Here is a 19,197-nt window from a genome sequence, read left to right as displayed (position 1 = left end):
AGGATCAGCGGTTCTGACAGGCCGGTCCTGAACGAACGTACATGAAGCCGGTGAGCAGTTCAATGATGCGCCTGACAGCACCCCGCCCTCACCCGGGCGAACGGCGCACCCGCCCTCACCCGGGCGAACAGTTCGCCACACCTGAATAAACGGTTCGCCGTCGCGATTCGAGGTTGTGCCGCACGGCACATTGAGGTTGTGCCGCACGGCACATTCCCGTAGATTCTAAACATAGGACATCATACGTCTTATGTATCGGTGTCTGCTGTATCAGTCGGGACCTCGCGCTTCGGTCCCCTACGAATTTGAGGAGGGAGCATGGACGCTCCGGGACTCGGCGGCCTCAATTGGGCCGTGATCATCATCTATCTGTTGGCCACCCTCGGCATCGGCGTCTGGTTCACCCGGCGAGCCAGCGGAGGAACAGAGGAGTTCTTCAAGGCCAGCGGGCGGATCCCGGCATGGGCGGCGGGCTTCTCGATCTACGCGACGACGCTGTCGGCGATCACCTACATGTCCACGCCGGAGCAGGCCTTCCTCAGCGACTGGTCATACGCGGCCGGCAACATCGCGATCTTCGCGATCGTCCCGCTGCTCGTCATCTTCTACATCCCTTTCTTCCGCAAACTCGAGGTCACCACGGCCTATGAGTACCTCGAAGAGCGCTTCGGGCCGAGCATCCGCGTGCTCGGCTCTGTCCTCTTCGTCCTCTTCCACATCGGCCGCGTCGCCATCGTCATCTATCTGCCGACCCTGGCCATCAGCTCGGTCACCGACATCAACCCAGCGCTCGTCGCCGGGGCCGTCGGCGTGCTCTCGGTCGTCTACACCTTCCTCGGCGGCATCGAGGGTGTCATCTGGTCCGATGTCGTCCAGGGCATCATCCTCCTCGTCGGTGCGGGAGTCATCCTCGTCTTCGGCATCATGGCCCTCGACGGCGGTCTGGCCACGGTCGTCTCCGATGCCGCAGCCGCTGACAAGTTCATCTCCGCGGACAATTGGAAGTTCGGCGGAGCGGCCGCGGCGATCCCGATCGTCTTCCTCGGCTCGGTGTTCAACAACCTGCACCAGTACACCGCGAGCCAGGACGTCGTCCAGCGCTACCAGACCACGGACTCCCCGAAGTCGACGGCCCGTTCGCTCATAGTCAACGGCTTCCTCGCGCTCCTGACGATTCCCCTCTTCTACGGAATCGGCACCGTCCTCTACAGCTTCTACCAGCATTCGGAGTCCCTGCCGGAAGGTTTCAACACCTCGGCGCTGGTGCCCTACTTCGCGGTCACCGCACTGCCGGCCGGCATCTCGGGTCTGCTCATCGCCGCGATCTTCGCCGCGGCACAGTCGACGATCCCCTCGAGCCTCAATTCGATCTCCGCATGCGTGACCGTCGACATCCGCGACCGCTTCTTCCCACCCAAGGACGGGGCGCCCCGCACCGGGGTCGGCTTCTCCCGCGCCGTCATCGTCATCGTCGGCGCCCTGTCCGTCGGGGTCGCGCTCTACCTCTCGGCGACCGACCAGGCTCAGACATGGGACCTGTTCCTCTCGATCACCGGGCTCTTCGGCGTCCCGCTGGCCGGAGTGTTCGCACTCGGCATCTTCACGAAGCGGGCGAACACCTCGGGCGTGCTCGGCGGGCTCGTCCTCGGTGCCGGCGTGGCATGGATCGTCCAGGAGCAGGCTGGGCTCACACCGTTCATGGTCTCGACCGTCGCGTTCATCGGCGCCCTGGTCTTCGGCTACCTCGTCTCGCTGCTCACCGGCGCGATGCGGCGCGGCCGGACCGGTCACGATGTGCTTCCGCTGACGATCTACGGCAAGCGCGCCGCCTACACCCGCCGAGTTCCGACTCGGCCCACCACCCCCGCCGAGGCGGTCACCGCCTCCCCGGCCACCGCCGCCTCGGCGACGGCACACACGAACGATACGCAAGGAAAGAACCATGACTGACTTCCACGGAATCATCCCCCCGCTGCTGACCCCGCGCACCGAGGACGGCGAGATCGACCGGGCCGGCATCGCCGCCCTCGTCGACCACCTCGTCGATGGCGGGGTGCACGGCATCTTCGCGCTCGGTTCCTCCGGTGAAGTCCCGTACCTGACGAACGCCGAACGCGACCTCGTGCTGTCGACGGCGATCGAAGCCGCGGACGGACGGGTGCCCGTCCTCGTGGGCATCAGCGAGCAGACGACGACCCGCACCCGCGATGAGGCCGACCGTCTGCTGGCCATCGGCGGTGACGCGGTCGTGGTCACCACTCCGTTCTATGCCCTGTCCGACGCCGCCGAGGTGGAGCGGCACCTGCGTGCGATCGCTGCCCATGTCAGCGTGCCCGTCTTCGCCTATGACGTGCCCGTGCGCACGCACATGAAGATGCCGCTCGATGTCCTCGTCCGCCTCGCGCAGGAGGGCGTCATCGCCGGGGTCAAGGACTCCTCCGGTGACGACGTCGGCTTCCGACGTCTGCTCCTGGCGACGCGGGATCTGCCGAACTTCGCCGTGTTCACCGGCCACGAGGTCGTCACCGACGGGGCGATGCTCGGCGGCGCGGCAGGAATCGTCCCCGGCCTCGGCAATGTCGACCCGGCCGGGTACGTGCGCGTCTACGATGCAGCGAAGGCCGGTGACTGGGCGAGCGCGGTGGCCGAACAGGATCGCTTGGCGCGCCTGTTCGACATCACCGGCGCCGCCACGCCGGGACGCGTGTCTGCGGGTGCGGCCGGTCTCGGCGGGTTCAAGACTGCGCTGCAGCTCATGGGCGTCATCGGCTCGAACCGGATGGCCGAACCGATGGAGGCGCTCGACGCCGCCGAAACCGACCGCGTCCGCGAGATCATCACCGCCGCAGGACTGCTGTGACCCTGCCCGCCACCGTCGCCGTCGATGTCGGAGGCACGAAGATCCGTGCCGGTTCCGTCATCGACGGACGTCTCGCGCACGTGCGCGGCGTGCCGACCCCGGCGACCGCGGGCGCCGATGCCGTCCTCGACACCATCGCCGAGGTGACCGCCGCCGTCATCGCGGATGCGTCGGGTTCGCGTGGCACCGCCTCAGACCTCATGTGGCGTATCGGCGTCGGTGCGGCCGGGGTCATCGATCCCGCGAGCGGCATCGTCATCTCCGCAACGGATTCACTGTCCGGTTGGGCCGGCACCGAACTGACCGCCGAACTCTCGGCCCGCACCGGGCTGCCGGTCCGCGCCGTCAACGATGTCCACGCTCATGCACTCGGTGAGGCTCGCGCCGGAGCCTCCCGCGACTCGAGCAGTTCGCTGCTCGTCGCGGTCGGCACCGGCATCGGCGGCGGCTTCATCACCGACGGACGCCTGCTCACCGGGCGAAATGCCGCTGCCGGGCACATCGGGCATGTCCCGGTCGCCGCTGCCGCCGGGCTGGCCTGTCCGTGTGGGGGCAACGGACACGTCGAGGCCATCGCCTCGGGCCCGGCCATCCTCGCCACCTACCAGCGGTTGGTGCGAGACGAAGACACCACCACCTCGGCGCAGCTTGGCGCATGCACCTCGGCGCCGGCCGACACCCGCGCATTGGCGGCGGCCGCCTCGGCGGGGGATGATCTCGCCGTTCGTGCCTTCGATATCGGGGCACGTGCCCTGGGGTCGGCACTCGGCGGCATTGCGAACGTCCTCTCTCCCGAGGTCATCGTCGTCGGCGGCGGCCTCACCGAGATGGACCAGACCTGGTGGGCACCCCTCCGCGATGCCTTCGCCGCCGAACTCATCCCCGCCACAGCCGGCCTGAGCCTGCGGAAGGCAGAATTGGGACAGGACGCCGCCCTCATCGGCGCGGCAGGACTGTGGGCAGACGGATTCGCCCCACGCACCGGCACGTACACGCAACGCACCGGCACGAGCACCCCACGCACGGATACGAAGAAGGAGTCTCACTGATGCTGTCGAAGACCGAGATACTCACGGCACTGCACGGACGGCTCATCGTCTCCGTGCAGGCCTATCCCGGCGAGCCCATGCGCGATCCGAAGACGATGGCGCAGATCGCTGCCTCGGCGGTCACCGGAGGTGCGGCAGCCGTGCGCGTACAGGGTCTCGGCGACATCCAGGCGACGCGATCGGCCGTCGAGGTTCCCGTCATCGGACTGTGGAAGGACGGCAGGGAAGGCGTCGTCATCACGCCGACGTTCCAGCACGCCTACGCCGTTGCTCTGGCCGGTTCCCACATCGTCGCCCTCGATGGAACCCGGCGCGAACGCCCCGACGGGTTGAGTCTGGCCGAGACGATCGGCCGCCTCCACGACCGGACGAATGCTCTGGTCATGGCCGATTGCGGCAGCCTCGATGACGCTCTGGCCGCGGCCGACGCCGGTGCCGACATCATCGGCACGACCCTGGCCGGCTACACCGGCGAGCGCGGGGCGACCGACGGACCAGACCTTGAGCTCATCAGCGATATCCGCGATGCCGGGCTGGGCCGGTTCCTCGTCGCCGAGGGCCGCATCCACTCCCCCGCGCAGGCGGCCGCCGCCCGTGAAGCCGGCGCCGAGGCGGTCGTCGTCGGCACCGCGATCACCCACCCGGCGACGATCTCGTCCTGGTTCGCCGAGGCCGTCGAAGGTTGAGGAGCCGTCTCTCAGAGGTGCTGCCAGTCCGGCTTGTTCGCGTAGGAATGGCGATAGTAGTCGGCCAGCTGCAGCCGTGAGGCCGCCGCATCGTCGATGAGCACGGTCACGTGCGGGTGCATCTGCAGCACCGTCGCCGGCCACATCGCCGAGATCGGCCCTTCGATCATCTGGTGCACCGCCTCGGCCTTGGTGCCTCCTGTGGCGATGAGGACGAGGTGCTTCGCCTCCATGATCGTGCCCAGACCCTGGGTCAGACACAGCGGGGGCACCTGGTCGACATCTCCGTCGAAGAACCGTGCATTGTCGAGGCGCGTCTGCTTCGTCAGCGTCTTCACTCGCGTCCGCGAGGCCAGCGACGATCCGGGTTCGTTGAACGCGATGTGACCGTCGGTGCCGATCCCGAGGATCTGCAGATCGATTCCACCCACCTCGGCGATCGCCTCCTCATACTCCGCCGAGGCGGCCGCGAGATCCGCAGCCGATCCCTCGGGTCCGTGGACGGCTCCCTGGGCGAAGTCGACTCGGGCGGCGATCTGGGCGTCGATGACGTTGCGGTAGCGCTGGGGATGGTCGTCGGCGATGCCGACATATTCGTCGAGCATGAAGGCCTGCGCATGAGCGAAGGACAGGCCGTCGTTCGTATGGCGACTGGTCAGTTCGTCGTAGATGCGCAGCGGACTGGAACCGGTGGCCAGTCCGAGGACCGGTGCCGCCTCGGTGTGCAGGAGCCTCTCGACAGCGTCGGCGGCAAGTTCGGCCAGGGTGCGCTCTTCGGCAATGACGACCTCCATCAGTTCTCAGCCCTTTCGTCCGACGCCGCTCCCCCGGTTTCGTTTTCCAGTGCCCGCACGATCGGTTCGTAGTGGGAGGTGATCGCGGCGCGGAAGGCGTCCGCATCGCCGGCTTCCGCAGCGTCGAGCATGAGCCCGTGCGCCCGGGCGGTCTGCTCGAGATCGGAGGCGACGGCGACGTTGAGTCGCGGCAGGACCGCGGTGTGCACGTCCCAGAACGCGGCGACGAGCTGGCCGACGAGGGAGTTGCCCAGCGTCGCCAGCAGCCCGGTGTGGAAGGCGCGGTCCTGCTGCGGGAAGCTCTTGCCTGCGGCGGCCATGGCGACCATCTCGTCGACCAGGGCGTGCAGATCGGGGTTCGAGGTGCCGGCCAGAGCCTCGACGATCTGGTCGGACATTCCGCGGTCGAGCGCAGTGCGGACGTCGACGACGTCGCGCAATGCGTCGAGGTCGTCGCCCGGGCTGAGCACTCCCCGGAAGACGAGCGCCTCGACGAGGGCGTCGAGGGAGCCCTGGCCGACGTAGGTGCCGTGACCGTGGCGGACGTCGACGATGTCGAGGGTCGTGAGCTTGCGGATGGCTTCGCGGACGTTGGATCGGGAGACGCCGAGGCGGGTGCACAGTTCGCCTTCGGTGGGCAGGAGGTCGCCGGGGCGCAGTCCGTCTGCGAGGATGAGATCCTTGATCCGATCGGAGGTCGTGACCTTCCGTCCGGTCGCTGTCGTCTCCGTCATGGGCACCCTCCGCCGATCGTTCTGGACTGAGTCTCCAGTATACGTCTGACATCAGATGTTCGCCTGCGTGAGGCCGAATCCACAGGCCCGATTCCCGGTCGCCGCCGGCCGATCCCCACGTCAATCTCGCCCTTGCCCGCAGTCCCGGCATACGGCCTTGTCATATACGGGAAGGCGTCGGACTACTAGGGTGGTAGACATCAGCGGTCGCCGCGCGGCCGACAAACACGACCCATGGGAGTAGTCATGACTGGACTCGCGGTCACCATCGCCATAGTCATCGTCATCCTCGTCGTCGCCGTTCTGCTCTTCGGCAAACTGCGCACGAGCATGTTCTTCACGGTGAAGACGCAGGAGAACGTCGTCGTCGAACGGTTCGGCAAGTTCAAGAAGGTCGCGAAGCCGGGGCTGAACACGAAGCTGCCGCTCATCGAGACGCTCAGCCGCCCGATCTCGCTGCGCGTCCAGCAGCTCGAGGTCAACATCGAGTCGAAGACGAAGGACAACGTCTTCGTCACCGTTCCCGTCGCCGTTCAGTACGTCGTCGAGGAAGACAATGTCGCCGATGCTTACTACCGGCTGGCGAACTCCGAGGAGCAGATCCGCTCCTATGTCTTCGACACCGTCCGTTCAGCTCTGTCGGGGCTGACCCTGGACACGGCGTTCGAATCGAAGGACGACATCGCTGAAAACGTCGAGCGCCGACTGTCCGAGTCGATGAAGCGCTACGGCTTCAAGATCGTCAGCACCCTGGTCACGGACATCACCCCGGATCCGAAGGTGCGCGATTCGATGAACTCGATCAACGCCGCCCAGCGCGACCGAGTCGCCGCGCAGTCGCTCGCCGAGGCGGACAAAATCAAGCGCGTCACGCAGGCTCAGGCCGAGTCCGAGGCGATGCGCCTGCACGGTGAGGGTGTGGCCGCTCAGCGCAAGGCGATCGCCACCGGCATCGCCGAGCAGTATGCGAAGCTGCAGGAGGTGGGAATCGACAAGACGGCCGAGCAGCTGCTGATGATGACCCAGTACTTCGACACCATGCAGAACGTCGCCCAGGAGGGGCGGTCGAACGTGCTGTTCATGCCCTCGAACCCGGGGGGCCTGGGTGAGATGGGGCAGGAGATCAGGAACGCCCTGTTCGCCGCCAATGCCGCCGAGGATGGGGCGGGCTTGGCCGCGCCAGAGAGCCGGTATGGTTCGAGCCACGGTTCAGAGCGCCGCAGCGTGCCGCCGCAGCCGTCGACCCCGCCGAGTTCGAGCGGGTCCGGGCAGGGCGCGGGCGAGGGGTACGGTCAGGGCTCCGGCCACGGATCGGGCGACAGGTACGGTCAAGGCTCCGGCCAGTCAGAGGCGCAGTCGCTGAAGTCGCGAGCGCAGTCGATCGCCCAGCAGTGGACGAACGGCCAGCAGCCGCCGAACGGTCAGCCGCCGCAGAATCCGCAGCAGTGACCGGCCACTGACCCCGCCTCACGGGCCGAGCGGACGATAGCCGCAGGAGCATCGCACGCCAGGCCACTGAGGGGCGGGCGAGGAGAGATCTTCGCCCGCCCCTCAGTCGTATTCAGCACGCCTCAGCGCCATCCACTCCCGCCCTTCAATGAATTCGAGGTCGTCCCGACATATTGGTTGTACACAATTGAATTGTGTGCAACTATTGTCATATGAACCCGCTCGATCTCGACAGGCAGCTCTGCTTCGCCCTGTATTCGGCGTCGCGTGCGATGACTGTGTCGTACAAGGATCTGCTCGCCGAACTCGGCATCACGTATCCGCAGTACCTGGTCATGCTCGTACTGTGGGAGAACGATGCTGAGCTGGAGGGCGTGACGGTCAAGCGCCTCGGCGAGCGCCTGCAGCTGGATTCGGGCACGCTCTCACCTCTCCTCTCCAGGCTCGAGAAGCTCGGGTTCATCACACGACACCGCTCAGCCGAAGACTCGCGCAGCGTCTTCGTCCGCCCGACTTCTGAGGGCGCGGCGGCCAAGGAGCTCGCCGAATGCGTGCCTGCTCGAATCGGAGCGCGCACGCAGCTCGATCCCGACGCATTGCCCGGGCTGCTGGAAACTCTGCGCACACTGACAAGCAACCTCCGCGGGAATCAAGCACCCACCCACAAACCCACACTGCACCACCGATGAAAGGAAGAATCATGAAGGCTCTCTACACCGCAGAAGCCCTGGCCACCGGCGAAGGCCGCGACGGCCACGGTCGCACGAACGATGGAAAGGTCGACGTCGATCTCGCGACGCCCACAGAGATGGGCGGCAGCGGCAACGGCACGAATCCTGAACAGCTCTTCGCCGTCGGCTACGCCGCCTGCTATCACTCGGCGCTGCGCCTCGTGGCCGGTCAGGCCAATGCGAACGTTGACGACTCGGCCGTCGGCTCACGCGTGAGCATCGGCAAGAACAATGAGGGCGGGTTCCAACTCGCCGTCGAACTCGAGGTCACCCTCCCGCACCTCGACAAGCCCGAGGCCCAGGCACTCGCCGACAAGGCCCACCTGGTCTGCCCGTACTCCAATGCCACCCGCGGCAACATCGACGTGACCATCACCGTCACCGACGACTGACCGTCGCCGAACAGAGCCGAGGGGCGGGCGAAGAGAAATCTTCACCCGCCCCTCGGCCGTGTTCAGGCTCGGTCCCGATCTGGCCCCCTCGACTGCGAGTCGAGCGCGCCGAGCTCCCGCCCACCGACACCATCCCTCACCATTAGCCTCACCCCGTCCCGTTTCTGCGGGAGGTTTTGACGCTCACGGTGAGTGATGCTCCATTACCGGGTGGAATTGGCGCCAACGGAGAGGGATGCCCAAAAGGGCGGGCGAGGAAGTCGAAACTTCCTCGCCCGCCCTTTTCACTGGAACGGCCCGGCTACCTCGGCGAAGATCAGGCCGACCCCACCGAAGGCTCACCCGATCGAACCGTCAGCGCTCGGCCATCGCCTCCAACGCGGACTTCTCGACCGCCTCGGCGACGGCCGGAGCCACACGCGAATCGAGCGCACCGGGCACGACGTAATCGGGACGCAGGTCATCGCCGACGAGATCGGCGATCGCACGGGCCGCGACGAGCTTCATATCGTCGGTGATCTCGCTGGCATCGGCGTCGAGCGCACCGCGGAAGATCCCGGGGAACGCGAGGACGTTGTTGATCTGGTTCGGGAAGTCGCTGCGCCCGGTAGCCACCACGGTCGCGTACTTCGCGGCGACGTCGGGGACCACCTCGGGGTTGGGGTTCGACAGGGCGAAGATGATCGCGTCGTCGGCCATGTTCTCCAGGTGCACCTCGTCGATGGTGCCGCCGGAGACGCCGATGAAGGCGTCGGCGCCGTCGAGGGCCTCGCCGATCCCGCCGGAGATTCCCCGCGGGTTCGTCGATTCGGCGAGGAACTGCTTGGTTTCGGTGAGGTCGGACCGACCGGATTCGACGACGCCCTTGGAGTCGAGAACGACGATATCCTTCACTCCTGCGTCGGCGAGGATCTTCACCACTGCAACGCCCGCGGCACCGGCCCCGGAGACGACGACGCGGATGGAATCGAAGGGCTTGTCGACCACGCGCAGCGCATTCGTCAGTGCGGCGAGGACGACGACAGCAGTACCGTGCTGGTCATCGTGCATGACCGGGATGTCGAGGGCTTCCTTGACTCGATCCTCGATCTCGAAGCAGCGCGGAGCTGAGATGTCCTCGAGGTTGATCGCGCCGAAGGTCGGGGCCATGCGGACGATGGTCTCGACGATCTCGTCGGTGTCGTTGGTGTCGAGCACGATCGGGATCGCGTTGAGCCCGGAGAAGGACTTGAACAGGGCGCACTTGCCCTCCATCACCGGCAGCGATGCGGCGGGGCCGATGTCTCCGAGGCCGAGCACGGCCGATCCGTCGGAGATGACCGCGACGAGCCGGCCGGTCCAGGTGTGCGTGCGAGCCAGCTGCGGCTCGTCCTTGATCGCGGTGCAGACCTTGGCCACGCCCGGAGTGTAGGCGATCGAGAGGTCGCGCTGGGTCCCGAGCGGACTCGTCAGCTCGGCGGAGAGCTTCCCGCCCTCGTGCGCAGCGAAGATCTCCTCATCGGTGATGGGCGACTGCGCGCTCTGGTCGGCGGAGGTGGAGTTGGAGGCAGTGGTCGTCATGATTGATCCTCGTGGTTGTTGCGGTGACAGTGCGGATGCTCTGCTGCCGGCAGTGATCGTCTGACCGCGGGCCATCGCTGGCACGACGTCGGACTCGCCCGATTGGGCGCGCCGAGGCGGTCGAAACGAAGAACTGGTCACCAGTGAAGGATGGTGCGGTGACGCCTGCGCGAGCCGTGGTCATCACCCTAGGTGAAGGGCGCCGCGGTTGCGCGCTGTGCGGATACGGCTCGCATGAAGGCGAGTACCGACCTCATGGGTCGCATCCGGCAACCCGATCAGCATAACCGATGAGGTGAGCTGTTTCACCCGAAAATCCCACCCTCGCCGAGGTTGCCCCTCGTTTCGGTGGCATGTTCTCCGAACCTTTGGCCGGGTTCCGATCTCTTTGCCTCCGGCCCGGCGTCGATCTCCCGACCGCGGGATCTAGCCAGGTGCATGCCGGGTCGGTCGCGCTGCGAGGCCTCGGGTTCCGGGGCTATTTAAAAGGTAACGGGTGCACCAGCGCAGCTGCGGCCCGGCCGGACCTATGGGCTCGTCGGCGCGACTTCGACGGCGCGGCCTCGCCGGCGCGGCTTCGACGGCGAGGCCCGGGGCTCCGGGCAGCCTCGGCGGGCGGCGAACACACGTCGAGTGATCGACGGGTTCGCGTCTGCCGGCCATCATTCTCGTGTCAGTGCCGGGTGCGAAGATGATCAGACAACAAACTCACTGGTCACAGGTCATCGAGACTTATTCGAAACTATTTCAGATTTTCTATTGTTATCGTCCATTTGATCGTCTATCATGGTGGTAACAGCTTTTCAAATCAGCTCCACTTCTCCGACAACGAGGTCCGAGGCAGGTGAAATCGCAATGAAGGGCACCAAGGCACGTTCGACCCGGTCGAACGCAGACGCAACAGAGACAACGGCGGCCTCGCCCCGCTTTGCCATCCGCTTCGAATCGAGCATGTCCCACTTCGCCGAGGCGGCCATGGCCTCCGACCGCGCCCGTTTCGAGGTCTTCGAATCGGCTTCCGCCGTGGTCCTCGAACAGATCCTCCTCGACTACGAGTTCGCCGTTCCCGAAGGAGCGGCACCATTCCGCTGCGAGACGATCGCCGGAACCCTGGATCGCCTCGCCCAGGAGGCGGAGACAGCGGCCGATCTCGAGCACAGCACGACCGCGGCCGACACCCACACGGCCGAGCGCAATGAAGCAGCCCACGGAGACGATGCCGGTTGCCCGACGATCGAGGCGCCCTCGACCGCGATCCTGCCTTTCGACGAGGCGTTCGCTCGCACTCAGAGCGAGATTGCCAGCGCAGAAGCCGAAGACGACAGCGCGTCGACGCTGCCGGACTTCCCCGCGTTCGACCGCCGCATGTGCTTCTCGCAGTGGGTCTACGAGAATGTGGACGCGGAAGATCTCGTCGAGATCTCGACGGTGCTCGGCACCAACGCCGCACGCACCAACCGCCAGATGGCGTGGGCGATGACGATCTTCTACGGCCTCCCCTGCTTCGCCGACCGCGTGCGCGGCGGCGAGTTCACTCAGGCGCACGTCGACGTCGCCGCCCAGCTGTGTGCGAACGTGGCGTTCGAGCACCTGCCCGAGCTCGACGCCTTCCTCGCCACCAAGCGAGCCGATATCACCTGCGAGACCCTGCGCAAGGCGCTGGCCAAGGCGATCAGCCTCCTCGTGCCCCCGGCCGATCTGACCGAGGTCGCTACGAAGCGCCGTCGCGTCGACGTCGAGGGTCACAAGGACGGCTCCGCCAGCCTCATTCTCAGCGGCCCCTCGGCCGAGATCTTCTCGAGCTACGACCGCATCACCGGCATGGCACTGGCCGTGCACGGAAAGAAGAACGCCGCATTCGACCTCCCGTCCGGGGTCACCGTCAGCGACGGACGGTCCATCGACCAGCTCAGGTACGACCTGTTCATCCGGCCCGTGCCGGAACTGAACGTCAAGGTCGTCTCCGTCGATCCGGTCACAGGGCTCCAGAACACCAGCGAGGCATCGCTGCTCGATGACAACGGCGAGCTCTCACCGGGTGTGGATACGGAAGACGGCCTCGCCGACTTCGCCAAAAAGGTCGCGGAGCGGACCGCCGGAGCGGACATCTCCCGAACTGCCGGTTCCGCATTCAGCGCCGACGAGCAGGACCGCGGACCCGTGGAGTACTGGGTGAAGCTGCGCATGCCCACGACCCAGCAGTGGCTGTCGCACCAGGCCGCCACTGTCGTGACCGTGCCGTTCCTCAGCCTCGCCGGCGACTCGGACTTGCCCGGAACGTTTGCCGACGGTTCGCCCGTACCCGCCGAGGTTGCCCGCACCATCGCGGGACGGTCGAAGTCCATCCAGCGGATCCTCACCGATCCCGCCACCGGGACACCGATCGATGCAAAGGCCACGAGCTACGTGGTTCCGCAGGATCTGCGGAAAACCCTCATCGAGCAGTGGACGGTCTGCACCGTCCCGGGCTGCTCACGCCGGGCGGAGCGAGCAGAGATGGACCACGTCGTCCCGTTCTTCCACCTCGCGCCCGCCAAGGGCGGTCTGACCCGGTTCGGCAACCTCCATCCGCTTTGCAAGAAGCATCACGCGCTCAAGACCGCCGACCGGTATGGCGTCGCAATGCCCAAATCCGGCGAGGTCGAGTACAGGTTCCGCCACGGAATCTCGACCACGGTGGTCGCGCCCGAACAGCCGATCAACATCGCCCACGCCCTCGAGATCGCTGCCCTGGCACAACTGCGCCTCAAGCGGTGGAGTCTGCCCACAGAGATGGTTCCGCCTGCACCGCAGGTGCTCGAACTCATGCCCGGCGAATCGACGATTCGCGAACGGGACGAGAAGAAGCGGCTCCAGGCCGCACGCGAAGAGCGGGAGCAGCGCCTGTCGAGGGCGTTCGCAGAGCAGCGCGCTGCCCGGAAACGGCTGCGGCTGCAGCGCTGCCTCGACTGGGAGAACTCTGTCTTCCAGCCCTGCCTCCCCGCCGGGATCAACCCGTTGGCGCAGAAGCAGCTGACCGGGAACGCCCGGTACCCGCAAGCGGTCAAGTGGCGCCGCCTCTCGGTGCTCGATATCGAGGACACCCCTTTCGACCCCAACGACCCCGACGGCCACGAGGATACGACCGACCCCACAGGGTCGGCCGGAAACTCTCGCGGGAACGGCACCAGCGGCACCGACGACGGCACCACCCGCACCGGTGCCGGAGCAACGGACACGCGGCCCGAGCGCACCGCGAGGACCGCGGCCCGCAGGGCTAACGACCCCTGGGACAGCCAGTTCGTTCCCAAGAAGGTGAACTGGGACCACGACCTCACGGTCGATCCCCCGCCGTTCTGACGAGCTTCCGCCCGGCCACGACGCTCCACACAGCCGCGCCGTTCCACCGTGGGGCGGCGCTCGTCGCCCACCGAGTGGATACGTCAGCTGTCAATCGGCTCGATACTCCCGTCGCGCACCGCCGCGGTCGGTCGAGCACTCTTTGCATCGATCCGATCGCCGTCCACCGCATCGTCGTCCACCGCATCGACTTCGACCGTGAGGTCACGACCGCGAGTCTCGGGCGCGAAAAGTCCGCCGAGCAGTCCGCAACCGGCGAAGAGGATGAGGACGATGGCGACAGGCCACCAGGAGTCGGTGATCACTGCGACGAGCGAGGCCGCGATCACCGGCGCGAGCCCGCCCGAGACGACCGATCCGACTTCCTTGATCGTGGTCATGAACGTGTAGCGGTGCTTCGATCCGAACATCTCGACCAACCAACTCGATTCGACGCCGTAGAGGTTCGGCAGAGGACCGCCGACGAAGACCGCGAAGACCGCGGCGATGACAATCGGATTGCCGGTGTCGATGAGCAGCATGGCAGGGATCGAGAAGAGGATCTGGAACAGGGTGAAGCCCAGGAACACCGGGCGCCTGCCCAGCTTGTCGCTGAGTTTGCCGAAGAAGGGCACGGTCGCGAAGCCGATGACGGTGCCGATCATGATGCCGGTCGTGACCACCGCGGAATCGATGCCCGTCGTGGTCACCACCCATCCGACCATGAACCCCTTGACCAGGTAGACTGCGGAATTCTCGCCCATGCGGATACCGAGCGCGAGCAGGAACGACTTCGTCGACCGGCGCGCTTCGACGAGAATGCTCGGCTGGGCATCCTTGTCCGCAGCCACCTCGGCGCGGCGTTCCTTGGCTTCCTCGAACACCGGGGATTCCTTGACCTTCGTGCGAATCGCCAGCGCCACGAATGTGGTGATGATGCTCAGCAGGAACGGAACCCGCCAACCCCAGCTGAGGAAAGCATCATCCGGCAACAGGGTGAGCAGAGTCCAGAGGACCGTGGCCAGGAAGATTCCGCTGTTCGTGCCCATTGCCACGATCGCTCCGAACAGTCCCCTGCGGCGCACCGGCGACGATTCGACCAAGAGCACCGAGGCACCCGCGAGTTCGGCACCGGCTCCGAACCCCTGCACGAGTCGGAGAACGACGAGCAGCAGAGGAGCCCAGACGCCGATCTGCGCGTAGGTCGGCAGAAGACCGATGCCCATCGTCGCCACACCCATCATCGACAAGGTGACGATGAGGACGATCCGCCGCCCGTGTCTGTCGCCGACCCGGCCGAAGACGTATCCGCCGATCGGCCTGACGACGAACCCGGACCCGTAGACGCCGAGGCTGGAGATCAGCGCGATCGCGGGAGTCTCGTTGGGGAAGAAGAGCGGTCCGAAGACCAGGGCTGAGGCGAGTGTGTAGAGCGTGAAGTCCATGTACTCCAGCGAGCTGCCGAGCCACGATGACCATGCGGCCCGGCGCAGCTCAGGACGAGTCACGTTCGGATCTGGAGGAGAGGCAGTTGAGCTGTGTGTCTTCATTGACATGGTTTCAACCTTCTTCGGTTCAACGGAGGTGGATGCGTTTGGGATTTCAGCGCAGGTAGATGCGTGTGGGATCGAGCTGTTCTCGCAGCAGCGACAGCTCGGCGGCGCTCGGCGGCTGCGTCGTTTCGAGGTCGGGCGAGACCAGGAGGTTCCAGCCGGTCTGCGCCACAACCTCGGCGGGGTCGATGCCGGGATGGACGGCCGTCAGGGTGAGTTCCTCGTCCCGGGCGGACCGCGTCATGATCCCCAGGTCGGTGATCACATGCGTCACCCCGGCTCCTGCCGGCATCGAACCGACCTCCGCCTCGGCGGCTTTCCGCGGTCCCGGCGACGTGACGAAGTCGAGGTTCTCGACGAAGGTACGCGGGGTGTGCCGACGCATGACGAGGAAGATCTCGGACGCACCGGCCATCGCCTCGATGGCCCCGCCCGACCCCGGCAGTCGGCTGTCGGGATGCTCCCAATCGTCACCGATGAGCGTGGAGTTGAGGTTTCCGTACTTGTCGACCTGCGCGGCACCGAGGAATCCGACGTCGATGCGCTGACCTTGCAGAACATAGTTGAACAGGTGGGTCATCGGCATCACCGAGGCGGCTCCCGGAACCAGAATCGAGTCCGAGATGCTGCGGGGCATGGCCGGCGGTCGAGCTCCGGTGACTCCCGATTCGTAGACGATCTCGACGTCCGGTGCCACTGTGTGCTGGGCGAGCGACACAGCCAGCGTCGGCAGCCCGTGCCCGGCGAACACAACATTGCGCCCTGCCAATGCCCGAGCCGAATGGACGGTGAGAAGTTCGCTGCTGGTGACCTCGTCGTGTGATGGCTGTACCCCGGTGCTGGCCTCCCGCGCCGCGGTGTCGACCGCCTGTACCCCGGTGTCGGCTTCTTCGTGTGTACGCAAGCTCATGCTCGGCCTCCATAGTTCACAGGTGTCGAATAGGCGTCGTGGATCGTGCTCGTCTCGAAGTGGTCCGATCCGAGACTCGCGAGGAATTCGTCATGGTCGCTCGTGCCGCGGACGTTGGTCTCGAGCCATTTCTGAACCGCCTCCGGATCCCGGGCGAGCGCCGACCACTGTCGGGAGAAATCATCATCGCGGTCGTAATACCCCTGGACGGAATGTGGATGGGAACCGCGGGGAACGGCGACCACGGCGTCGACGACGTGCGCGGGCACGATCGTCCGGTTCGGGTCGGAGCGGACGATGTCCTCGTCGACGATCTCCTCGACGGTGACGATGAGTCGACGACCGGCGAACGCGGCTTCGGTCTGAACGCCGAGCATGCCCCAGGCCTGAACGTTTCCGTGTTTGTCGGCTCGTTGGGCGTGGATGATCGTGAGGTCGGGGTTGAGGGCGGGCACGACGTAGATGTCCGGGCCCCCGTACGGATCGGGCACCGACGTGATACGCGGATTCTTCGCTGCCAGGTCGCTTCCCCGGTAGGAGGCGATGGGTTGGAAGGGAAGCTTCGAGGCACCGGCCTGGTAGCGGGCGACCATTCCCCCGTGGCTGTATTCGTCGAACCACAGCGGCTCCGGATCGGACTTCTCGACTCGTCGCCTGAGCTCATGGAGAGACCCGGCCGAGCTGTTGGCCACGAAAGAGGAGATGAGGCCGCGCAGACAGTTCGCGCCGAGGAGCTGATCGACGATGACGTCGCAGGACATCCTGGCCAGGATGAGGTCGGTGAACCCTTGGCGGATGATCTCGTGGGCGGCCGCGACCGGAACGATGTGTCCGAAGCCCTCGAGCGCGACTGTGTCCCCATCGCTGAGGTAGGTGCTGATCGCCTGCGGAAGGCTCAGCGTCTTGTCCATCGTGTTCCTCCTCGAACCTCTGACGTCTGTGACCTGAGTCATCATGTCAAATTGATTTATGCTGGTCCAATACTTTTCGTATCGCATATTAAGTCTCACTTGACATAAATCAATGAGACGCGGTCGGCACAGCAGAACAGCCCGCACGACAGAACAGCCGGCACGGCAGCGCAGCGAGCACAGCGGACAACACAGCAGAACGAAAGGCCCGAACATGGATGCCAAGCAGATCAGAGCGTTCCTCGTCCTCGCCGAGGAGCTGCACTTCGGTCGAGCCGCCGAGCGCCTGCAGATGACGCAGCCGCCGGTGAGTCGGCTCATCCGGAATCTGGAGACGTCCCTGTCGGCTCAGCTCTTCGACCGCAGCACCCGGTCGGTGCGGCTGACCGCAGCAGGCGAGGCGCTCGTTCAGCCTGCGCGAGACATACTCATGAGTCATCAGCTCGCCGAGGCGGCTGTCAAGGCCGCCGGCCAAGGCGAAGTCGGGCATGTGCGACTCGCCTTCACCGGGATCGCCACCCACACTCTGGTCGGGCGCTTGGCGAAGCTGGTCCGCAACACGCACCCGGGGATCCAGCTGAGCCTGCAGAGTGCGACGTTCGCGCTGCCGTCGATCGAGGGAGTCGTCGACGGCTCGTTCGACATCGCGTTCGGGCACTGGCCCTTCATTCCTCAGACCGTGGAGACGCGAATGATCGCCGAGGAGGCCCTCGTCGTCGCCGTCCACAACGGTCATCCGCTGGCGGGCCGAAGCTCGGTGTCCATGGCCGAGCTCGAGGGCGAGGACTTCATCACCCTGCCGTCGAATCCGGGATCGACGACCATCGAACGTTTGTACTCGCTTTCGCAGGCGGCGGGGTTCAACCCCAATGTCGTCCAAGTGGCACCGGACAGCTGGACGATCCTGTCGCTGGTGGGAGCCGAATTCGGATGCTCGGTCACAGTGTCCTCAGTGCCGCGCAACTTCACGTTCCCCAACGTCACGTTCATCCCGCTCGATGACGAACAGGGCCCCTTTCCCCTGCTCATGGCATGGCGGAGGCACGATGACAGTCCGGCACTGCGAGAGGTTCTGCGCCTGGCCGAGCAGCTGTTCCCCCACCCCGGCCAGACTGAGTGATGTCAGCCGGCCAGTAGCGGCATCCGGAATCAGACCATCGGGAGAGGCCCTTCCAGCCTCCCAGAAATGGTCCCTCCGACTTCCGACGATCGTCCAGTAGACTCAGGGTCAGTGAACGATCGATTGAACAGTAATTCGAGCATCACGACGAGGATGTGGTGATTCATGAGCGTGCTCTATCTGGTCCGGCACGGACAGGCCTCATTCGGCACCGACGATTATGACCGGCTGTCCGATCTCGGCAGGGAGCAGAGCCGCATCACCGGGCGATTCCTCGCAGCACAAGGCATCGAACCTGCACGAGTCGTCCATGGTGAGATGCTGCGGCAGCGACAGACGGCTGAGGGCATCCTCGAAGGCTTCGGACACGGAGCCGGCTCCCGCCCGACCCCTGACATCAATCCGGGCTGGAACGAATACAACGCGTGGGAACTCACCGCTGCTCTGACGGAGACCGATCCGCGGGCCAAGCACGATTCGAAGATCTTCCAGGCCGAGCTCGAACGCGGGTGCGCCCGCTGGGCATCGGGCGAGCATGACGAGGACTATTCGGAGTCCTACACACAGTTCACCTCTCGCGTCGACCGCGCCCTCGACGAGGTGGTCCAAGCAATGGGTTCGGGACAGTCGACGATCGTCGTCTCCAGCGCTGGAGCTATCGCATGGACAGCGGCGCGACTGCTCGGCGGCCGTTTCGATCAGTGGATTGCGTTCAACCGGGTGACCATCAACACCGGGATCACGAAGATCATCACCGGCCGCGGCGGCACGAGCCTCATCTCGTTCAACGACCACGGCCACCAGTCACCGAAGAACGCAACCTACCGCTGACGCCTCGACAAACCGGTCGAACCGGCCCCCGCCCCGACTACTGGGCCACGACACCCCAACGCAGTTTCCCGTGCTGATTCGGAACCGAACGCGCACCGTCAGGTCGTTCGCACCGCGCTTACCGTCCAGGCCACCCCATCGTCGACTGTTTCGACGGCGGCCGACGGCGGGCCTGAGTCGCGGACAGCATCAAAGACGGCAAAGGCTCCTGGCTCCGAGTAGAACGGAGCGCCGTCTCACCGACGAACCACACCGAGATCGACACCAGCAACCGCGGCCTCCGGGCCCGGCGCGGGATC

General features: G+C 65.8%; 16 protein-coding genes. 10 read left to right on the top strand and 6 right to left on the bottom strand.

The genetic code is table 11. From position 1 onward, the window contains the following. Positions 1–318: 318 nt before the first annotated feature. Genes J9314_RS03560 through J9314_RS03545 form a run of 4 tightly spaced genes read left to right on the top strand, consistent with a single transcriptional unit; the run spans position 319 to position 4,595 of the window. Positions 319–1,950 carry a sodium:solute symporter family protein gene (locus tag J9314_RS03560; RefSeq protein WP_210604585.1) on the top strand — a complete coding sequence of 544 codons (1,632 nt, stop codon included), beginning with the start codon at positions 319–321 and terminating at the stop codon, positions 1,948–1,950. Then, complete coding sequence (locus J9314_RS03555; protein WP_210604584.1) at positions 1,943–2,860, top strand: dihydrodipicolinate synthase family protein; 918 nt, start codon at positions 1,943–1,945, stop codon at positions 2,858–2,860. The genes J9314_RS03560 and J9314_RS03555 overlap by 8 nt, the downstream gene beginning before the upstream one ends. Next, positions 2,857–3,909 (top strand): ROK family protein, encoded by a 1,053-nt coding sequence (locus J9314_RS03550; protein ID WP_246490591.1) that lies wholly within the window; start codon positions 2,857–2,859, stop codon positions 3,907–3,909. Before J9314_RS03555 ends, J9314_RS03550 begins: the two co-directional genes overlap by 4 nt. Further along, positions 3,909–4,595: an N-acetylmannosamine-6-phosphate 2-epimerase gene (locus tag J9314_RS03545; RefSeq protein ID WP_210604583.1), complete on the top strand. Its 687-nt coding sequence runs from the start codon at positions 3,909–3,911 to the stop codon at positions 4,593–4,595. The genes J9314_RS03550 and J9314_RS03545 overlap by 1 nt, the downstream gene beginning before the upstream one ends. A gap of 11 nt (positions 4,596–4,606) precedes the next feature. Here the strand turns inward: J9314_RS03545 and nagB are convergent, their stop codons facing one another. Beyond that, complete coding sequence (gene nagB, locus J9314_RS03540) at positions 4,607–5,389, bottom strand: glucosamine-6-phosphate deaminase (protein ID WP_210604582.1); 783 nt, start codon at positions 5,387–5,389, stop codon at positions 4,607–4,609. Next, positions 5,389–6,123: a FadR/GntR family transcriptional regulator gene (locus J9314_RS03535; RefSeq protein ID WP_210604581.1), complete on the bottom strand. Its 735-nt coding sequence runs from the start codon at positions 6,121–6,123 to the stop codon at positions 5,389–5,391. The genes nagB and J9314_RS03535 overlap by 1 nt, the downstream gene beginning before the upstream one ends. Positions 6,124–6,369: 246 nt before the next feature. On the opposite strand from J9314_RS03535, the gene J9314_RS03530 reads away from it, so the two are divergent. From J9314_RS03530 to J9314_RS03520, 3 genes are all read left to right on the top strand, one after another. Then, a complete protein-coding gene (locus J9314_RS03530) occupies positions 6,370–7,572 on the top strand; it encodes an SPFH domain-containing protein (protein WP_246490590.1) in 1,203 nt (400 codons plus the stop codon). A 212-nt stretch (positions 7,573–7,784) separates the two neighbouring features. Next, a complete protein-coding gene (locus J9314_RS03525) occupies positions 7,785–8,261 on the top strand; it encodes a MarR family winged helix-turn-helix transcriptional regulator (RefSeq protein ID WP_210604580.1) in 477 nt (158 codons plus the stop codon). Positions 8,262–8,272: 11 nt separating this feature from the next. After that, a complete protein-coding gene (locus tag J9314_RS03520; RefSeq protein WP_210604579.1) occupies positions 8,273–8,695 on the top strand; it encodes an organic hydroperoxide resistance protein in 423 nt (140 codons plus the stop codon). A gap of 354 nt (positions 8,696–9,049) precedes the next feature. Here the strand turns inward: J9314_RS03520 and J9314_RS03515 are convergent, their stop codons facing one another. Then, positions 9,050–10,255 carry an NAD(P)-dependent malic enzyme gene (locus tag J9314_RS03515; RefSeq protein ID WP_210604578.1) on the bottom strand — a complete coding sequence of 402 codons (1,206 nt, stop codon included), beginning with the start codon at positions 10,253–10,255 and terminating at the stop codon, positions 9,050–9,052. Positions 10,256–11,110: 855 nt separating this feature from the next. Between J9314_RS03515 and J9314_RS03510 the strand changes: the two genes are divergently transcribed. Next, complete coding sequence (locus tag J9314_RS03510) at positions 11,111–13,594, top strand: HNH endonuclease signature motif containing protein (RefSeq protein WP_210604577.1); 2,484 nt, start codon at positions 11,111–11,113, stop codon at positions 13,592–13,594. Positions 13,595–13,677: 83 nt separating this feature from the next. Here J9314_RS03510 and J9314_RS03505 read toward each other — a convergent pair whose 3' ends face one another. The 3 genes from J9314_RS03505 to J9314_RS03495 all read right to left on the bottom strand — a co-directional run bounded on the left by J9314_RS03505 (position 13,678) and on the right by J9314_RS03495 (position 16,947). After that, positions 13,678–15,081: an MFS transporter gene (locus tag J9314_RS03505; protein ID WP_246490589.1), complete on the bottom strand. Its 1,404-nt coding sequence runs from the start codon at positions 15,079–15,081 to the stop codon at positions 13,678–13,680. Between the two features lie 94 nt (positions 15,082–15,175). Beyond that, a complete protein-coding gene (locus J9314_RS03500; RefSeq protein ID WP_210604576.1) occupies positions 15,176–16,036 on the bottom strand; it encodes a CoA-transferase subunit beta in 861 nt (286 codons plus the stop codon). Further along, complete coding sequence (locus J9314_RS03495; RefSeq protein WP_210604575.1) at positions 16,033–16,947, bottom strand: CoA transferase subunit A; 915 nt, start codon at positions 16,945–16,947, stop codon at positions 16,033–16,035. Before J9314_RS03495 ends, J9314_RS03500 begins: the two co-directional genes overlap by 4 nt. Before the next feature lie 214 nt (positions 16,948–17,161). On the opposite strand from J9314_RS03495, the gene J9314_RS03490 reads away from it, so the two are divergent. Further along, positions 17,162–18,067, top strand: coding sequence for a LysR family transcriptional regulator (locus J9314_RS03490; RefSeq protein ID WP_210604574.1), 906 nt, complete (start codon positions 17,162–17,164; stop codon positions 18,065–18,067). 165 nt (positions 18,068–18,232) lie between these two features. Next, positions 18,233–18,898, top strand: a complete 666-nt coding sequence (locus tag J9314_RS03485) for a histidine phosphatase family protein (RefSeq protein WP_210604573.1) — start codon at positions 18,233–18,235, stop codon at positions 18,896–18,898. Positions 18,899–19,197 lie beyond the last annotated feature (299 nt).

This window comes from Brevibacterium oceani, assembly GCF_017948325.1.
Classification (GTDB): Bacteria; Actinomycetota; Actinomycetes; order Actinomycetales; family Brevibacteriaceae; genus Brevibacterium; species Brevibacterium oceani.
Note: the sequence above shows the minus strand (reverse complement) of the source record. Positions and strands in the feature narration are given on the sequence as shown.

Coding starts and splice junctions, on each gene's coding strand:
- J9314_RS03560 (WP_210604585.1), top strand. CDS start 319: ATGGACGCTCCGGGACTCGGCGGCCTCAATTGGGCCGTGATCATCATC.
- J9314_RS03555 (WP_210604584.1), top strand. CDS start 1,943: ATGACTGACTTCCACGGAATCATCCCCCCGCTGCTGACCCCGCGCACC.
- J9314_RS03545 (WP_210604583.1), top strand. CDS start 3,909: ATGCTGTCGAAGACCGAGATACTCACGGCACTGCACGGACGGCTCATC.
- nagB (WP_210604582.1), bottom strand. CDS start 5,389: ATGGAGGTCGTCATTGCCGAAGAGCGCACCCTGGCCGAACTTGCCGCC.
- J9314_RS03535 (WP_210604581.1), bottom strand. CDS start 6,123: ATGACGGAGACGACAGCGACCGGACGGAAGGTCACGACCTCCGATCGG.
- J9314_RS03530 (WP_246490590.1), top strand. CDS start 6,370: ATGACTGGACTCGCGGTCACCATCGCCATAGTCATCGTCATCCTCGTC.
- J9314_RS03525 (WP_210604580.1), top strand. CDS start 7,785: ATGAACCCGCTCGATCTCGACAGGCAGCTCTGCTTCGCCCTGTATTCG.
- J9314_RS03520 (WP_210604579.1), top strand. CDS start 8,273: ATGAAGGCTCTCTACACCGCAGAAGCCCTGGCCACCGGCGAAGGCCGC.
- J9314_RS03515 (WP_210604578.1), bottom strand. CDS start 10,255: ATGACGACCACTGCCTCCAACTCCACCTCCGCCGACCAGAGCGCGCAG.
- J9314_RS03510 (WP_210604577.1), top strand. CDS start 11,111: ATGAAGGGCACCAAGGCACGTTCGACCCGGTCGAACGCAGACGCAACA.
- J9314_RS03500 (WP_210604576.1), bottom strand. CDS start 16,036: ATGAGCTTGCGTACACACGAAGAAGCCGACACCGGGGTACAGGCGGTC.
- J9314_RS03495 (WP_210604575.1), bottom strand. CDS start 16,947: ATGGACAAGACGCTGAGCCTTCCGCAGGCGATCAGCACCTACCTCAGC.
- J9314_RS03490 (WP_210604574.1), top strand. CDS start 17,162: ATGGATGCCAAGCAGATCAGAGCGTTCCTCGTCCTCGCCGAGGAGCTG.
- J9314_RS03485 (WP_210604573.1), top strand. CDS start 18,233: ATGAGCGTGCTCTATCTGGTCCGGCACGGACAGGCCTCATTCGGCACC.